This window comes from Brevibacterium sp. CT2-23B (genome assembly GCF_013168765.1).
Classification (GTDB): Bacteria; Actinomycetota; Actinomycetes; order Actinomycetales; family Brevibacteriaceae; genus Brevibacterium; species Brevibacterium sediminis.
The window spans coordinates 22,257-35,081 of sequence record NZ_JABBYK010000006.1 but is presented as its reverse complement, the minus strand read 5'-3'; the positions used below and the strand labels follow the sequence as shown (position 1 = coordinate 35,081).

Below are 12,825 nucleotides of genomic sequence, written 5' to 3'. Positions count from 1 at the left end.
CGTCATGACTGATGTCAAGACAGTCGACGTCATCGATGCCGCTGGTGCCAAGGCCGGCTCCGTTGATCTGCCCGCCGAGGTCTTCGGTGTGCCGACCAATGTGCCCCTGATCCACCAGGTCGTCGTTGCACAGCTGGCTGCGGCCCGTCAGGGTACGCACAAGACGAAGACCCGCTCCGAAGTTCGAGGTGGCGGTCGCAAGCCCTACCGTCAGAAGGGAACCGGCAACGCCCGTCAGGGTTCGATCCGCGCTCCCCAGTACAACGGCGGTGGAATCGTGCACGGACCGGTCCCGCGCGACTACTCGCAGCGGACCCCCAAGAAGATGAAGGCCGCCGCTCTGCGCGGAGCCCTGTCGGATCGTGCACGCCTCGATCAGGTCTTCGTGATGAAGAACCTGGTCACCGGCGACGCCCCGTCGACCAAGCAGGCGAAGGCCGCACTGGCCGGTCTGTCCGAACGCAAGAACACCCTCGTGGTGCTCGATCGTGACGACGAGCTCACCTACCTGAGCGTGCGCAATCTGCCCCACGTCCACGTGCTCACCGCCGATCAGCTCAACACCTATGATGTGCTGCTCGCCGACGACATCGTGTTCACCGAGGCAGCTCTTGCCGCGTTCCTGAGCGGAAACCGCAAATCGGAGGACGCATCATGAGTCTGAACTTCAAGGACCCGCGCGACATCATCGTCGCACCGGTCGTCTCGGAGAAGACCTACAGCCTGATGGACGAAGGCAAGTACACCTTCCTCGTCGACCAGGACTCGAACAAAACCGAGATCAAGCAAGCCATTGAAACGATCTTCGATGTGCAGGTCGCCAAGGTCAACACCCTGAACCGTCAGGGCAAGCGCCGCCGCACCCGCACCGGTTGGGGAAAGCGCAAGGACACCAAGCGTGCCATTGTCGCCCTCAAGGACGGATCGATCGACATCTTCGGTGGATCGCTCTAAGCGATCCTTCGTCAAAGAAGGACAAGACTCATGGGAATCCGTAAGCACAAGCCGACGACCCCGGGCCGCCGTGGCTCGTCGGTCGCCGACTTCGTCGAAGTGACCCGGTCTACACCGGAGAAGTCGCTTCTGCGCCCGCTGCCCAAGCGCGGCGGCCGCAACAGCCAGGGACGCGTGACCACCCGCCATCAGGGCGGCGGTCACAAGCGTCAGTACCGTGTCATCGACTTCCGCCGCCATGACAAAGATGGCGTTCCGGCGAAGGTCGCACACATCGAATATGACCCGAACCGTACGGCTCGCATCGCTCTGCTGCACTATGCAGACGGAGAGAAGCGCTACATCATCGCCCCGCAGAACCTCAAGCAGGGCGCACAGGTGGAAGCCGGTCCGGGTGCAGACATCAAGCCGGGCAACAACCTTGCCCTGCGCAATATCCCAGTCGGCACCGTGGTGCACGCAGTTGAAATGCGTCCCGGTGGCGGTGCCAAGATCGCTCGCTCTGCCGGTTCGTCCGTGCAGCTCGTGGCGAAGTACGGCCGTTTCGCACAGCTGCGGATGCCTTCGGGCGAGATCCGCAACGTCGATGCGCGCTGCCGTGCGACGATCGGCGAGGTCGGCAATGCCGAGCAGTCGAACATCAGCTGGGGCAAAGCAGGCCGCATGCGTTGGAAGGGCAAGCGCCCGACCGTCCGCGGTGTCGTGATGAACCCGATCGACCACCCGCATGGTGGTGGCGAGGGCCGTACTTCGGGTGGTCGTCACCCAGTCAGCCCGTGGGGTCAGTTGGAGGGCCGCACACGCCGGCCGAACAAAGAGAGCGACAAGTACATCGTGCGCCGTCGCCGGACCGGCAAGAAGCGCTGATTGGAGTACTGACTTATGCCTCGTAGCCTCAAAAAGGGTCCTTTCGTCGACGAACACCTCTTCCAGAAGGTGGCTCGGCAGAACGAGAAGAACACCAAGAATGTCATCAAAACATGGTCTCGTCGCTCGATGATCATCCCGGACTTCCTGGGACACACCATCGCAGTACATGACGGACGCAAGCATGTCCCCGTCTTCATCACTGAGTCGATGGTCGGACACAAGCTCGGCGAGTTCGCACCGACACGGACGTTCCGTGGCCACGAAAAGGACGATCGCAAGGGTCGCCGCCGCTGAGGCGGGGCACTCTTTCGATCCTAGAGAAGAGAGAAGGAAGCGATGGAAGCCAAGGCTAAGGCGCGGTACCTGCGCGTTACGCCTCGCAAGGCTCGGCGCGTCATCGACCTCATTCGTGGTCAGCAGGCGACCGAAGCACTTGCAGTGTTGAAGTTTGCAGAACAGTCGGCATCAGATCCGATTTACAAGCTCGTGGCCTCCGGCATCGCCAATGCGCGTGTCCGGGCCGACGAGGAAGGCGTTGCGTTCGACGAGAACGAACTGGTCATCTCCGAAGCCTTCGTGGACGAGGGGCCGACCATGAAGCGGTTCCGTCCGCGTGCCCAGGGTCGCGCTTTTCGCATTGAGAAGCGCACCAGCCACGTGACAGTGGTCCTGGCCAGCGGTGACGACCTGCCTCAGCGCAAGAGCCGGAAGGGGAACCGTTAATGGGCCAGAAGATCAATCCGAATGGATTCCGACTCGGAATCACCACGGATCACAAGTCGAAGTGGTTCGCTGACTCGACCAAGCCGGGGCAGCGCTACCGCGACTACGTGCTCGAAGATGTCAAGATCCGCCAGATGATGAACACCGGCCTCGAACGGGCCGGCATCTCGAAGGTCAACATCGAGCGCACGCGTGACCGTGTCCGCGTCGACATCCACACCGCACGCCCGGGCATCGTCATCGGCCGTCGCGGAGCCGAAGCAGACCGCATCCGCGGTCAGCTCGAAAAGCTCACCGGCAAGCAGATTCAGCTCAACATCCTTGAGGTGAAGAACCCCGAGGTCGACGCTCAGCTCGTCGCCCAGGGTGTTGCCGAGCAGCTCGCCAGCCGCGTGGCCTTCCGCCGCGCGATGCGCAAGGCGATCCAGAGCGCCCAGCGCGCAGGTGCCAAGGGCATCCGCGTGCAGTGCTCGGGCCGCCTCGGCGGTGCTGAGATGAGCCGGTCCGAGTTCTACCGCGAAGGTCGTGTGCCGCTGCACACCCTGCGCGCGAACATCGACTTCGGCGTTCACGAAGCTCACACCACTTTCGGACGCATCGGCGTCAAGGTGTGGATCTACAAGGGCGACATGACCGACAAGGAGCTTGCCGCCGAGCAGGCCAAGGCTCCTGCTGCTCGTGGCCCGCGTGGCCGTGGGCGCGGTCGTGGAGGCCGCGGACGTGGTCAGGAAGGCGCACCGCGCCGTGGCGACCAGGCCCGTAATACTGAGAACAGCGCCGAAGCCCCCGCGGCTGAGGCCGGATCGGAGGGCTGAGAAATGCTGATCCCTCGTCGAGTGAAATTCCGCAAGCAGCACCACCCCAACCGGGGCGGCGCCGCCAAGGGAGGCACGACGGTGTCCTTCGGTGACTACGGCATCCAGGCTCTCGAGCCGGCTTACGTCACCAACCGTCAGATCGAGGCCGCACGTATTGCCATGACCCGCTACATCAAGCGCGGCGGCAAGGTGTGGATCAACATCTACCCTGATCACCCGCTGACGAAGAAGCCTGCCGAAACCCGCATGGGTTCCGGTAAGGGTTCGCCGGAGTGGTGGATCGCCAATGTCAAACCCGGTCGAGTCATGTTCGAACTCGGCGGTGTGTCCGAGGAAGTTGCTCGCGAGGCTCTGCGCCTGGCGATCCATAAGCTTCCGCTGAAGGCCCGTATCGTGGCCCGCGAAGGTGGTGAGTGAGAATGGCTATCGGTTCGAAGAACCTTTCCATCGACGCGCTTGACGGTTACGACAACGAGCGTCTGCAGGAAGAGCTCAAGAAGGCCAAGGCCGAGCTGTTCAACCTGCGTTTCCAGTCGGCCACCGGCCAGCTGGAGAGCCACGGTCGCCTCAAGGCCGTGCGTCGCGACATCGCTCGTATCTACACCGTGCTCAACGAACGGGAGCTGGACATCCGTCCGAACCCCGCTGATGCCAAGGAAGAGAGCAAGTGATGGCGGAGACCACGAACACCGAGTCCACTGCTGCGGAACGCAACTCCCGCAAGACCGCACGTGGCTACGTCGTATCCGACAAGATGGACAAGACCATCGTCGTCGAGGTTGAGGAGCGCATGAAGCACCGCCTCTACGGCAAGGTCATGCGCAAGTCGGTCAAGTACAAGGTTCACGACGAAGAGAACACCGCCGGCATCGGCGACCTCGTCCTCGTGGCCGAGACGCGGCCCCTTTCGGCCGCGAAGCGTTGGCGGCTCGTCGAAATCGTCGAACGCGCCAAGTAGTCAACGCCACCCCACCCACCCGGTCCCGCCCGCGGCCTCCTGCAGGCCGTGGGCGGCTACCGGGAACGGGGTGAAATGTCAATGAATCCGTTCCGCAAGGCTCGCGCTCAGGCGTGAGAACCAGCGCGACGACAGGAGAAAATAGTGATTCAGCAAGAGTCGCGACTCAAAGTCGCCGACAACACTGGCGCCAAGCAGATCCTGGCAATCAGGATCCTGGGTGGCTCCGGTCGGCGCTACGCCTCGATCGGTGACACCATCGTGGCAACCGTCAAGGATGCAATCCCTGGCGGCAATGTGAAGAAGGGTGACGTCGTCAAGGCCGTCATCGTTCGCACTGCCAAGGAACGTCGTCGTCCCGACGGCTCCTACATCAAGTTCGATGAGAATGCAGCTGTCATCCTCAAGAACGATGAGGAACCACGCGGAACCCGTATCTTCGGGCCCGTGGGACGCGAACTCCGCGACAAGAAGTTCATGAAGATCGTCTCCCTGGCACCGGAGGTGTTGTGAGCATGGCGAACAAGCTCAAGATCAAGAAGGGCGACCTCGTCCAGGTCATCGCCGGCGCTCGGCAGTCCCGTGGTGGCGATCGTGGCAAGCAGGGCAAGGTTCTTGCCGTCTACCCCGAACGCAACCGCGTCCTCGTTGAGGGCGTCAACCGCGTGATCAAGCACAAGAAGGCTACGCAGACTCAGGCCGGCGGCACCGCTGGTGGCCGTGAGACCCACGAAGCCCCCATCCACGTGTCCAACGTGGCGCTCGTTGACCCCAAGGACAACAAGCCCACCCGCGTCGGATACCGCGAAGAGAGCGTCGAGCGCGACGGTCGCACCAAGACCGTTCGAGTTCGCATCTCGCGTCGCACCGGGGAGGAGATCTGATGACGGAAACAACCACCAGCCGTCCCGCACCGCGTCTCAAGCAGATTTACCGCGAAGAGATCGTTGCGAAGCTGCAGGAAGAGTTCAACTACGCCAACCCCATGCAGGTTCCCGGACTGACCAAGGTCGTCGTGAACATGGGTGTGGGTGACGCAGCACGCGATTCCAAGATGATCGAAGGCGCGATCAACGACCTGACTCTGATCACCGGTCAGAAGCCTGTCGTGACACGTGCCCGCAAGTCCATCGCACAGTTCAAGCTGCGCGAAGGTCAGCCCATCGGTGCCCACGTCACCATGCGTGGAGCCCGGATGTGGGAGTTCATCGACCGCGTCATCACGCTGGCACTGCCGCGTATCCGCGACTTCCGCGGACTCTCGGATCGTCAGTTCGACGGAAACGGTAACTACACCTTCGGCCTCACCGAACAGTCCATGTTCCACGAGATCGATCAGGACCGGATCGACCGCGTCCGCGGTATGGATATCACCGTCGTCACCACCGCGGCAACCGACGACGAGGGACGTGCACTGCTGCGTCACCTCGGGTTCCCGTTCAAACAAAAATAATCGCTACGTTGCAGGTCCAAGCACAGTACGTGGGCGGAAACCGTAACGAGGAAGGGCAAGTGCCCAAATGACAATGACTGATCCAGTCGCAGACATGCTTACGCGTCTGCGCAACGCCAACTCGGCTTATCACGAGGACGTCAGTATGCCGTTCTCGAAGCTCAAGTCGAACATCGCCGAGATCCTCAAGACCGAGGGCTACATCACCGGCTGGAGCGTCGAAGACGCCGAAGTCGGCAAGACTCTGCTCCTGGACCTGAAGTTCGGACCCAACCGGGAACGTTCGATCGCCGGCCTGCGCCGTGTGTCGAAGCCGGGACTGCGCGTCTATGCGAAGTCCACGAACCTGCCCAAGGTTCTCGGCGGCCTCGGCATCGCCATCCTGTCGACCTCGTCAGGCCTCCTGACGGACCGTCAGGCCGCCAAGAAGGGTGTGGGTGGGGAAGTCCTCGCCTACGTCTGGTAAAGGAAGGAGAGAAGAACATGTCACGTATTGGCAAGAACCCGATCTCCGTTCCCAGCGGCGTCGAGGTCAAGGTCGACGGCCAGGATGTCGCCGTCAAGGGACCTAAGGGCGAGCTGTCCGTCACCATCGCCGAGCCGATCACCGTATCGCTCGAAGACGGTGTCATCACGGTTGCCCGTCCGGACGAAGAGCGCGAATCGCGTTCTCTGCACGGACTGTCCCGCACGCTCATCAACAACATGATCGTCGGTGTGACCGATGGCTACTCCAAGGCCCTCGAGATCGTCGGAACCGGTTACCGTGTCCTGGCCAAGGGATCGAACCTCGAGTTCGCCCTCGGCTACAGCCACCCGATCGTCGTCGAACCGCCGGAGGGAATCTCCTTCAGCGTCGACGGTCAGACCAAGGTTGCTGTCCACGGAATCGACAAGCAGCTCGTCGGTGAGACCGCTGCCAACATCCGGAAGCTGCGCAAGCCCGAGCCTTATAAGGGCAAGGGTGTGCGCTACGCCGGCGAAATCGTCCGTCGCAAGGTCGGAAAGGCTGGTAAGTAACGATGGCCTTTGGCAAGAAGGAAAGCTACGGCAAAGGCAGGGCAGCTGCTCGCAAGCGTCGTCACGCTCGACTGCGCAAGCATGTCAGCGGCACGACCGAGCGCCCTCGCCTCTCAGTGACTCGCTCCACGCGCCACGTCTTCGTCCAGGTCATCGACGACACCGTCGGCAAGACCCTGGTCTCGGCCTCCACCATGGAAGCCGACCTGCGGACATTCGAAGGCGATAAGACCGGCAAAGCCCGCAAGGTGGGCGAGCTGGTTGCTCAGCGCGCCAAGGACGCCGGAATCGATTCCGTCGTCTTCGACCGTGGAGGCAATGCCTACCACGGCCGTGTGCAGGCAATCGCCGAAGGTGCCCGTGAAGGAGGATTGGCCCTATGAGCACTGAAGAGAACAAGGAACAGCAGGCAACTGCTGAGACCCGCACCGACAACAGCGGTGACCGTTCCTCCCGTGGCCGCGGCCAGGGTGGACAGGGCGGTCAGGGTCGCGGACGCGGCGAAGGCCGTGGACGCGGTGGTCGCAACGACCGTGAAGACAAGAACCAGTTCATCGAACACGTCATCACGATCAACCGCGTGTCGAAGGTCGTCAAGGGTGGACGTCGGTTCTCCTTCACGGCTCTCGTCGTGGTCGGTGACGGCGACGGCATGGTCGGCATGGGCTACGGCAAGGCGAAGGAAGTTCCTGCCGCCATCGCCAAGGGTGTCGAGGAAGCGAAGAAGAACTTCTTCCGCGTTCCCCGCATCCAGAAGACCATTCCGCACCCTATCCAGGGCGAGGAAGCCGCAGGCGTCGTCCTGCTGCGTCCGGCCGCTCCGGGTACCGGTGTCATCGCCGGTGGACCCGTTCGTGCGGTCCTCGATGCGGCAGGCGTCCAGGACGTCCTGTCCAAGTCGCTGGGCTCGGCGAACGCGATCAACATCGTGCACGCTGCGATCGCCGCGCTGAAGGGCCTTGAGCGTCCGGAAGAGGTCGCGGCTCGCCGTGGCCTGCCCGTCGACGAAGTTGCTCCGCACGCACTGCTGCGAGCAGCTGCTGAAAGTGGGGCGAAGTCCTGATGGCAAAGCTCAAGATTACTCAGCGCAAGTCCGCAATCGGATACCGTCAGAGCCAGCGTGACACGCTGCGTTCGCTCGGTCTCAAGCGGACCAACGACGTTGTGGTGCAGGAAGATCGCCCCGAGATCCGGGGAATGATCAACGCTGTCCGCCACATCGTGACTGTGGAAGAGGTCGATTGATATGTCGAACAACGACTCGCTGAAGCTGCACGATCTGCGCCCTGCTCCCGGAGCCAAGACCGCCAAGACCCGTGTCGGTCGTGGTGAGGCTTCGAAGGGTAAGACCGCCGGACGCGGAACCAAGGGCACGAAGGCCCGCTACCAGGTTCCGCACGGCTTCGAGGGCGGCCAGACCCCGATGCACATGCGTCTGCCCAAGCTGCGTGGATTCAAGAACCCCGCCAAGGTGGAGTTCCAGGTTGTCAACCTCGACAAGCTGTCCAGCCTGTTCCCCGAGGGCGGAGACGTCACCGTCGCCGATCTCGTGGAGAAGGGCGCTGTGCGTGCAAAGCAGCCCGTCAAGGTTCTCGGCACCGGTGAGATCACCGTTGCCCTGAACATCACTGCAGACAAGTTCTCCGGCTCCGCAGCCGAGAAGATCAAGGCTGCAGGCGGAAGCACCAACGAGGCCTGATCCGTTCCACTCGGAACGGATTCCCGGCTTCAACGCTGGTCAAAGGGGGCGGTCACTTCGGTGGCCGCCCCCTTCTGCATCCCTGAACGCCGGCGGCGGTGGTCCGCATACCAGGCCGAGACCGGCCAGACGCCCTCTCGAACACCGCGTGAAACCGCTCCGATGCGATCTCAATCCCTGTCTGAAACCGCTCTTCGACCGCCTCGAACACAGGTTGCGCCGAGCCGCCGCGGGGCTTCGCCGGTTTCGGCCTGGAGGGCATACCCTGGTAGTCTTTTGCAGGTATTTGTCTCAATCGCCAGGTCGCGACCACGACTCTGACTTTTCATCCCCCAACGAGGAGGACGCTTGATCGGCGCAATCCGGAGGGCCTTCAGAACGCCCGACCTGAGGAAGAAACTCCTCTTCACCCTGGGCATTCTTGTCATCTTCCGACTCGGCTCGTTCATTCCTTCGCCTGGAATCGACTACACCAAGGTGCAGGAGTGCGTGGCTTCGCCTCAGCTCAATGAGGGCGGATTCGCCATGATCAACCTCTTCAGCGGCGGCGCGCTGCTGCAGCTGTCGATCTTCGCCCTGGGCATCATGCCGTATATCACCGCGAGCATCATCGTCCAGCTGCTGCGAGTGGTCATTCCTCGCTTCGAAGCCCTCCATAAGGAAGGTGCCTCTGGCCAGGCGAAGCTGACTCAGTACACTCGCTACCTCACCATCGGCCTCGCGATCCTCAACTCGACGACCCTCGTGGCGACCGTGCGCTCCGGTGCACTGTTCGGCGACGTCCAGAACTGCCAGGATCTCATCGCCAACGACACTTGGTGGGGCATTGCCGTCCTCGTCCTCACCCTGACCGCAGGAACCGGCCTGATCATGTGGCTGGGCGAGCAGATCACCGAACACGGTGTGGGCAACGGAATGTCGCTGCTCATCTTCACGTCCGTCGCTTCTGCCTTCCCGTCCTCGCTCGGTGCGATCTTCCGCGAGCAGGGTGTCGACATCTTCATCATCGTCATGGCCGTCGGACTCGTCCTCATCGCCCTCGTCGTCTTCGTCGAGCAGTCGCAGCGCAGGATCCCCGTCCAGTACGCCAAGCGCATGGTGGGACGTCGGATGTTCGGCGGAACGTCGACCTACATCCCGATCAAGGTGAATATGGCCGGTGTCATCCCCGTCATCTTCGCCTCCTCGGTGCTCTACCTGCCGAGTCTGATCTCGCAGTTCTTCGACCCCGAATCCAAGGCAGTCGAATGGATCAACACCTACTTCACCCGCGGTGACCATCCTCTCTACATCACCGTGTATGCGCTGCTGACGATCTTCTTCGCCTACTTCTACGTAGCGATCACCTTCAACCCTGAAGAGGTTGCGGACAATATGAAGAAGTACGGCGGCTTCATCCCGGGTATCCGTGCCGGTCGCCCGACCGCCGAGTACCTCAGCTACGTACTCAGCCGCATCAACTTCCCCGGCTCGCTCTACCTGGCTTTCGTCGCCCTCATTCCGCTGATCGCTCTGGTTCTCATCAACGCCAATCAGAACTTCCCGTTCGGCGGCACCTCACTGCTGATCGTCGTCGGCGTCGGCCTCGAAACGGTCAAGCAGATCGACGCGCAGATGCAGCAGCGCCACTACGAGGGTCTGCTGCGCTGATTCGACCGGACGCTGACGTTCAGCGGACATTCCATTGGAAGGACACCTTATGAGTTCACGCATCATCCTGATCGGCCCTCCCGGAGCCGGCAAGGGCACCCAGGCCGCACGCCTGTCCGAGGCGCTCGGCGTCCCGGCCATCTCGACCGGAGACATCTTCCGGGCGAATGTGAAGGGTGAGACCGAACTGGGCAAGCTGGCCAAGCGCTACATGGATGCCGGCGAGTACGTGCCCGACGAGGTCACGAACTCGATGGTCGCAGATCGACTGGCACAGGATGACGCAGCCGAAGGCTTCCTCCTCGATGGGTATCCTCGCACCAGCGCCCAGGTCGACGAACTCGACAGGATCCTCGCTGCAGAGGATAAGGCGATCGAGCACGTGGTCGAGCTCACCGCCGACACCGACGAGGTCGTCGCTCGTCTCCTCGCGCGTGCTCAGACCGAAGGCCGCAGCGACGACAGCGAAGACGTCATCCGCCATCGCCTCGACGTCTACGAAGAGCAGACCCAACCGCTGACCGATATCTACCGCAGCCGCGGTCTGCTTCGCCAGGTCGACGGACTCGGCGAAGTCAACGACATCACCGAGCGCATCCTCTCGACCATTCGATGATCTTCGGACCACGTATCGAGCTGAAGACTCCCGCAGAGCTTGAGCTCATGCATCGGGCCGGGCAGCTGACAGCAGAAGTGCTCTCAGCGGCCCGGTCCGCGGCCGTTCCCGGAGCCTCCACCGCCGAGGTGGACGCCGCTGCGGAAGCCGTCATCGACGCCGCCGGCGCCCGCTCGAACTTCAAGGGCTATCAGGGATTCCCTGCGGTCGTGTGCATATCCGTGAACGAGGAGATCGTCCACGGCATCCCGGGATCCCGTGTCCTCAACGCCGGGGACATCGTGTCGATCGACGGCGGCGCCGTCGTCGACGGCTTTCACGGGGACTCGGCGCTGACGATGATCGTCGGCGGCGACGAAGCAGGCACTGCAGCCGACCGTGAGCTGTCGTCTGCCACCGAGGCGGCTATGTGGGCAGGCATCGCGGCATTCGCGACCGGTACGAAGGTCAGCGACATCGGCGACGCCATCGATGACTTCGTCTCCGAATCATTCCCCCACCTGGGCCTCGTCGAGGAATTCACCGGACACGGCATCGGCACCTCCATGCATATGGCGCCTGAGGTCCTCAACTACCGTGCACGCTCGAACGGCCCGAAGATCAAGCCCGGAATGTGCTTGGCGATCGAGCCGATGCTCACCACGGGAGGTGCGGACACGCGCACTCTCGCCGACGACTGGACTGTCGTGACGGCGGATGGGTCACGGGCGAGCCACTGGGAACACAGCGTGGTCCGCCATGACGGGGGAGTCTGGGTACTCACAGCCGCCGACGGGGGAGCGGCCGGGCTGGCGCCGTTCGGAATCACTCCCGTGGCTCCGAAAGACGCCTGAGGGGAGAACTCAGGCGGCCGGCATCTGCTTTCTCAGGGCAGACCTGCCGACGAAGTAGACTGCGGCGAAGGTTCCGGACGCCGCCATCAGTGCGAGTGCGAACATCCACGTGGCCGTCTCGGCGATGGTGAATCCGAAGATCTGGAAGGCACAGAAGGCGATGAAAGCCGTGATCGCTCCCGCCAGCAGTCCGGAGGTGCGGGCCGTCTGGTAGGCGCGCTGATCCAGTGTGTGCTTCTCGTCATCCATGTCGTGGCTCCTCGTCGCTTGGCTGCGATCTCGGTCCTGTCGGCACCGATCCTTGTGTCTTCACGGTAGAATCCGGCCATGACGAGTGTCCACAATGTCCCGAAACGTCGGACAGATGTGGGCGATCGGTATCGGATGACGCGGATCGCCTTCGACGTGGTCTCCGTTTTCGGGTGCCTGCAAGCCAGTGGACTGCCGGGACCCGTCATCGTCAGCGTGCTGCGTGAACACGGGTATTCCTCCTCGAGCGTTCACAATCAGCTCGTACGGATGGTCCAACGAGGCATCATCAGCAGCGAACGAATCGGGCGGGTCTCCATCTACCGTCTGAGCGAACAGATCCTCTCAGATTTCGGTGACATCGCAGGCGATCACGTCTTCCCCGACTATGCGGGGCGCTTCCACACCATCGTGTATTCGGTTCCGGAAGCTGAACGCGGACTGCGCGACCGACTGCAGTACATTGCGCGGAGCTTGGGATACAGACAGCTGAGACCGGGAATCCTCATCGGCTTCGCAGACCAGTCCAGACTGCTCTCGAAGAGACTGCCCCACATCCCTGTTCCCGGCTGGTCAGAGGCCGGAGTGCTGACCCCCGAGTCCCTCGCGGCGGCACGCAGGATGACGACTCGGGCATTCGAACTCGACGCGGCTCTCGCCCAGCTGCCGCCTCTGGAAGAGCGCATGAACCCATTGAGTTCGGGGGGTTCGGCACCCGGCACGGGTTGCGCAGGGCTGAGCCTGGGAAGCTTCTTCGATCTGTACTACGACGTCGCCCGTGCAGTGATGACTCACCCGCTGCTGCCGGAAACTCTCGTCGACGGGACTCAGCCGGCTGTGCGGTTCCGTGCGCTGATGCGGCAGTGCAATCTCGAATACTATCTGCGCTTCGATCAGCTGATCCGCGAGTGCGCGGGAGCAAGCTCATCCTTCGAACTCATCGAATGGCTGCCCGAAGACTGATCAGTGTCGGGTGTGGAGG

23 protein-coding genes are annotated in these 12,825 nt (G+C 62.5%); 22 read left to right on the top strand and 1 reads right to left on the bottom strand.

Going from position 1 to position 12,825, the window contains the following annotated elements; all coding sequences use genetic code 11:
* Positions 1-4 precede the first annotated feature (4 nt).
* From rplD to map, 21 genes are all read left to right on the top strand, one after another.
* Complete coding sequence (rplD, locus tag HIM68_RS15020; RefSeq protein ID WP_139468553.1) at positions 5-658, top strand: 50S ribosomal protein L4; 654 nt, start codon at positions 5-7, stop codon at positions 656-658.
* Positions 655-954 carry a 50S ribosomal protein L23 gene (gene rplW, locus HIM68_RS15015; RefSeq protein ID WP_025777929.1) on the top strand — a complete coding sequence of 100 codons (300 nt, stop codon included), beginning with the start codon at positions 655-657 and terminating at the stop codon, positions 952-954. The genes rplD and rplW overlap by 4 nt, the downstream gene beginning before the upstream one ends.
* A gap of 30 nt (positions 955-984) precedes the next feature.
* On the top strand, positions 985-1,821 hold the full coding sequence (gene rplB / locus HIM68_RS15010) for a 50S ribosomal protein L2 (protein ID WP_025777928.1): 837 nt from the start codon (positions 985-987) through the stop codon (positions 1,819-1,821).
* Positions 1,822-1,836: 15 nt separating this feature from the next.
* On the top strand, positions 1,837-2,118 hold the full coding sequence (gene rpsS / locus HIM68_RS15005) for a 30S ribosomal protein S19 (RefSeq protein ID WP_025777927.1): 282 nt from the start codon (positions 1,837-1,839) through the stop codon (positions 2,116-2,118).
* A gap of 42 nt (positions 2,119-2,160) precedes the next feature.
* Positions 2,161-2,547 (top strand): 50S ribosomal protein L22, encoded by a 387-nt coding sequence (gene rplV, locus HIM68_RS15000; protein ID WP_025777926.1) that lies wholly within the window; start codon positions 2,161-2,163, stop codon positions 2,545-2,547.
* On the top strand, positions 2,547-3,362 hold the full coding sequence (gene rpsC, locus HIM68_RS14995) for a 30S ribosomal protein S3 (protein ID WP_139468552.1): 816 nt from the start codon (positions 2,547-2,549) through the stop codon (positions 3,360-3,362). The genes rplV and rpsC overlap by 1 nt, the downstream gene beginning before the upstream one ends.
* Before the next feature lie 3 nt (positions 3,363-3,365).
* Positions 3,366-3,782, top strand: a complete 417-nt coding sequence (rplP, locus tag HIM68_RS14990; RefSeq protein ID WP_025777924.1) for a 50S ribosomal protein L16 — start codon at positions 3,366-3,368, stop codon at positions 3,780-3,782.
* A 2-nt stretch (positions 3,783-3,784) separates the two neighbouring features.
* Positions 3,785-4,036, top strand: coding sequence for a 50S ribosomal protein L29 (gene rpmC, locus HIM68_RS14985; RefSeq protein ID WP_025777923.1), 252 nt, complete (start codon positions 3,785-3,787; stop codon positions 4,034-4,036).
* Entirely contained in the window at positions 4,036-4,323 is a 288-nt protein-coding gene (rpsQ, locus tag HIM68_RS14980; RefSeq protein ID WP_139468551.1) for a 30S ribosomal protein S17, read from the top strand. Before rpmC ends, rpsQ begins: the two co-directional genes overlap by 1 nt.
* A 144-nt stretch (positions 4,324-4,467) precedes the next feature.
* The gene (gene rplN / locus HIM68_RS14975) at positions 4,468-4,836 is read left to right on the top strand and encodes a 50S ribosomal protein L14 (RefSeq protein ID WP_025777921.1); all 369 of its coding nucleotides are present in this window, start codon (positions 4,468-4,470) and stop codon (positions 4,834-4,836) included.
* A 2-nt stretch (positions 4,837-4,838) separates the two neighbouring features.
* Positions 4,839-5,207, top strand: coding sequence for a 50S ribosomal protein L24 (gene rplX / locus HIM68_RS14970; RefSeq protein WP_139468550.1), 369 nt, complete (start codon positions 4,839-4,841; stop codon positions 5,205-5,207).
* The gene (gene rplE / locus HIM68_RS14965) at positions 5,207-5,776 is read left to right on the top strand and encodes a 50S ribosomal protein L5 (protein ID WP_039206325.1); all 570 of its coding nucleotides are present in this window, start codon (positions 5,207-5,209) and stop codon (positions 5,774-5,776) included. The genes rplX and rplE overlap by 1 nt, the downstream gene beginning before the upstream one ends.
* A 67-nt stretch (positions 5,777-5,843) precedes the next feature.
* Positions 5,844-6,242, top strand: a complete 399-nt coding sequence (rpsH, locus tag HIM68_RS14960) for a 30S ribosomal protein S8 (RefSeq protein WP_025777918.1) — start codon at positions 5,844-5,846, stop codon at positions 6,240-6,242.
* A 17-nt stretch (positions 6,243-6,259) separates the two neighbouring features.
* Positions 6,260-6,796, top strand: coding sequence for a 50S ribosomal protein L6 (gene rplF, locus HIM68_RS14955; RefSeq protein WP_025777917.1), 537 nt, complete (start codon positions 6,260-6,262; stop codon positions 6,794-6,796).
* A gap of 2 nt (positions 6,797-6,798) precedes the next feature.
* On the top strand, positions 6,799-7,179 hold the full coding sequence (gene rplR, locus HIM68_RS14950; protein WP_092015640.1) for a 50S ribosomal protein L18: 381 nt from the start codon (positions 6,799-6,801) through the stop codon (positions 7,177-7,179).
* Positions 7,176-7,859 (top strand): 30S ribosomal protein S5, encoded by a 684-nt coding sequence (rpsE, locus tag HIM68_RS14945; RefSeq protein WP_216657189.1) that lies wholly within the window; start codon positions 7,176-7,178, stop codon positions 7,857-7,859. The genes rplR and rpsE overlap by 4 nt, the downstream gene beginning before the upstream one ends.
* Complete coding sequence (gene rpmD, locus HIM68_RS14940) at positions 7,859-8,041, top strand: 50S ribosomal protein L30 (RefSeq protein WP_025777914.1); 183 nt, start codon at positions 7,859-7,861, stop codon at positions 8,039-8,041. The genes rpsE and rpmD overlap by 1 nt, the downstream gene beginning before the upstream one ends.
* Position 8,042: 1 nt before the next feature.
* Positions 8,043-8,495, top strand: coding sequence for a 50S ribosomal protein L15 (rplO, locus tag HIM68_RS14935; protein ID WP_101546948.1), 453 nt, complete (start codon positions 8,043-8,045; stop codon positions 8,493-8,495).
* 348 nt (positions 8,496-8,843) lie between these two features.
* Entirely contained in the window at positions 8,844-10,145 is a 1,302-nt protein-coding gene (gene secY, locus HIM68_RS14930; RefSeq protein WP_139468549.1) for a preprotein translocase subunit SecY, read from the top strand.
* Positions 10,146-10,194: 49 nt separating this feature from the next.
* The gene (locus HIM68_RS14925; protein ID WP_139468548.1) at positions 10,195-10,761 is read left to right on the top strand and encodes an adenylate kinase; all 567 of its coding nucleotides are present in this window, start codon (positions 10,195-10,197) and stop codon (positions 10,759-10,761) included.
* A complete protein-coding gene (gene map, locus HIM68_RS14920) occupies positions 10,758-11,594 on the top strand; it encodes a type I methionyl aminopeptidase (RefSeq protein WP_172173596.1) in 837 nt (278 codons plus the stop codon). The genes HIM68_RS14925 and map overlap by 4 nt, the downstream gene beginning before the upstream one ends.
* 9 nt (positions 11,595-11,603) lie before the next feature.
* Here map and HIM68_RS14915 read toward each other — a convergent pair whose 3' ends face one another.
* The gene (locus HIM68_RS14915; protein ID WP_139468546.1) at positions 11,604-11,843 is read right to left on the bottom strand and encodes a hypothetical protein; all 240 of its coding nucleotides are present in this window, start codon (positions 11,841-11,843) and stop codon (positions 11,604-11,606) included.
* Between the two features lie 78 nt (positions 11,844-11,921).
* On the opposite strand from HIM68_RS14915, the gene HIM68_RS14910 reads away from it, so the two are divergent.
* The gene (locus HIM68_RS14910) at positions 11,922-12,806 is read left to right on the top strand and encodes a PaaX family transcriptional regulator (protein ID WP_172173593.1); all 885 of its coding nucleotides are present in this window, start codon (positions 11,922-11,924) and stop codon (positions 12,804-12,806) included.
* Positions 12,807-12,825 lie beyond the last annotated feature (19 nt).

Excerpts from the sequence above, each read along its gene's own strand:
- rplE (WP_039206325.1), top strand. The coding sequence starts at position 5,207 with ATGACGGAAACAACCACCAGCCGTCCCGCACCGCGTCTCAAGCAGATT.
- rplD (WP_139468553.1), top strand. The coding sequence starts at position 5 with ATGACTGATGTCAAGACAGTCGACGTCATCGATGCCGCTGGTGCCAAG.
- rpsH (WP_025777918.1), top strand. The coding sequence starts at position 5,844 with ATGACAATGACTGATCCAGTCGCAGACATGCTTACGCGTCTGCGCAAC.
- HIM68_RS14915 (WP_139468546.1), bottom strand. The coding sequence starts at position 11,843 with ATGGATGACGAGAAGCACACACTGGATCAGCGCGCCTACCAGACGGCC.
- rpsS (WP_025777927.1), top strand. The coding sequence starts at position 1,837 with ATGCCTCGTAGCCTCAAAAAGGGTCCTTTCGTCGACGAACACCTCTTC.
- rplP (WP_025777924.1), top strand. The coding sequence starts at position 3,366 with ATGCTGATCCCTCGTCGAGTGAAATTCCGCAAGCAGCACCACCCCAAC.
- rplR (WP_092015640.1), top strand. The coding sequence starts at position 6,799 with ATGGCCTTTGGCAAGAAGGAAAGCTACGGCAAAGGCAGGGCAGCTGCT.
- map (WP_172173596.1), top strand. The coding sequence starts at position 10,758 with ATGATCTTCGGACCACGTATCGAGCTGAAGACTCCCGCAGAGCTTGAG.
- HIM68_RS14910 (WP_172173593.1), top strand. The coding sequence starts at position 11,922 with ATGACGAGTGTCCACAATGTCCCGAAACGTCGGACAGATGTGGGCGAT.
- rplF (WP_025777917.1), top strand. The coding sequence starts at position 6,260 with ATGTCACGTATTGGCAAGAACCCGATCTCCGTTCCCAGCGGCGTCGAG.
- rpsQ (WP_139468551.1), top strand. The coding sequence starts at position 4,036 with ATGGCGGAGACCACGAACACCGAGTCCACTGCTGCGGAACGCAACTCC.
- rpsC (WP_139468552.1), top strand. The coding sequence starts at position 2,547 with ATGGGCCAGAAGATCAATCCGAATGGATTCCGACTCGGAATCACCACG.
- rplV (WP_025777926.1), top strand. The coding sequence starts at position 2,161 with ATGGAAGCCAAGGCTAAGGCGCGGTACCTGCGCGTTACGCCTCGCAAG.
- rplX (WP_139468550.1), top strand. The coding sequence starts at position 4,839 with ATGGCGAACAAGCTCAAGATCAAGAAGGGCGACCTCGTCCAGGTCATC.
- rpmD (WP_025777914.1), top strand. The coding sequence starts at position 7,859 with ATGGCAAAGCTCAAGATTACTCAGCGCAAGTCCGCAATCGGATACCGT.
- rpmC (WP_025777923.1), top strand. The coding sequence starts at position 3,785 with ATGGCTATCGGTTCGAAGAACCTTTCCATCGACGCGCTTGACGGTTAC.
- rplO (WP_101546948.1), top strand. The coding sequence starts at position 8,043 with ATGTCGAACAACGACTCGCTGAAGCTGCACGATCTGCGCCCTGCTCCC.
- HIM68_RS14925 (WP_139468548.1), top strand. The coding sequence starts at position 10,195 with ATGAGTTCACGCATCATCCTGATCGGCCCTCCCGGAGCCGGCAAGGGC.
- rpsE (WP_216657189.1), top strand. The coding sequence starts at position 7,176 with ATGAGCACTGAAGAGAACAAGGAACAGCAGGCAACTGCTGAGACCCGC.
- rplB (WP_025777928.1), top strand. The coding sequence starts at position 985 with ATGGGAATCCGTAAGCACAAGCCGACGACCCCGGGCCGCCGTGGCTCG.
- rplW (WP_025777929.1), top strand. The coding sequence starts at position 655 with ATGAGTCTGAACTTCAAGGACCCGCGCGACATCATCGTCGCACCGGTC.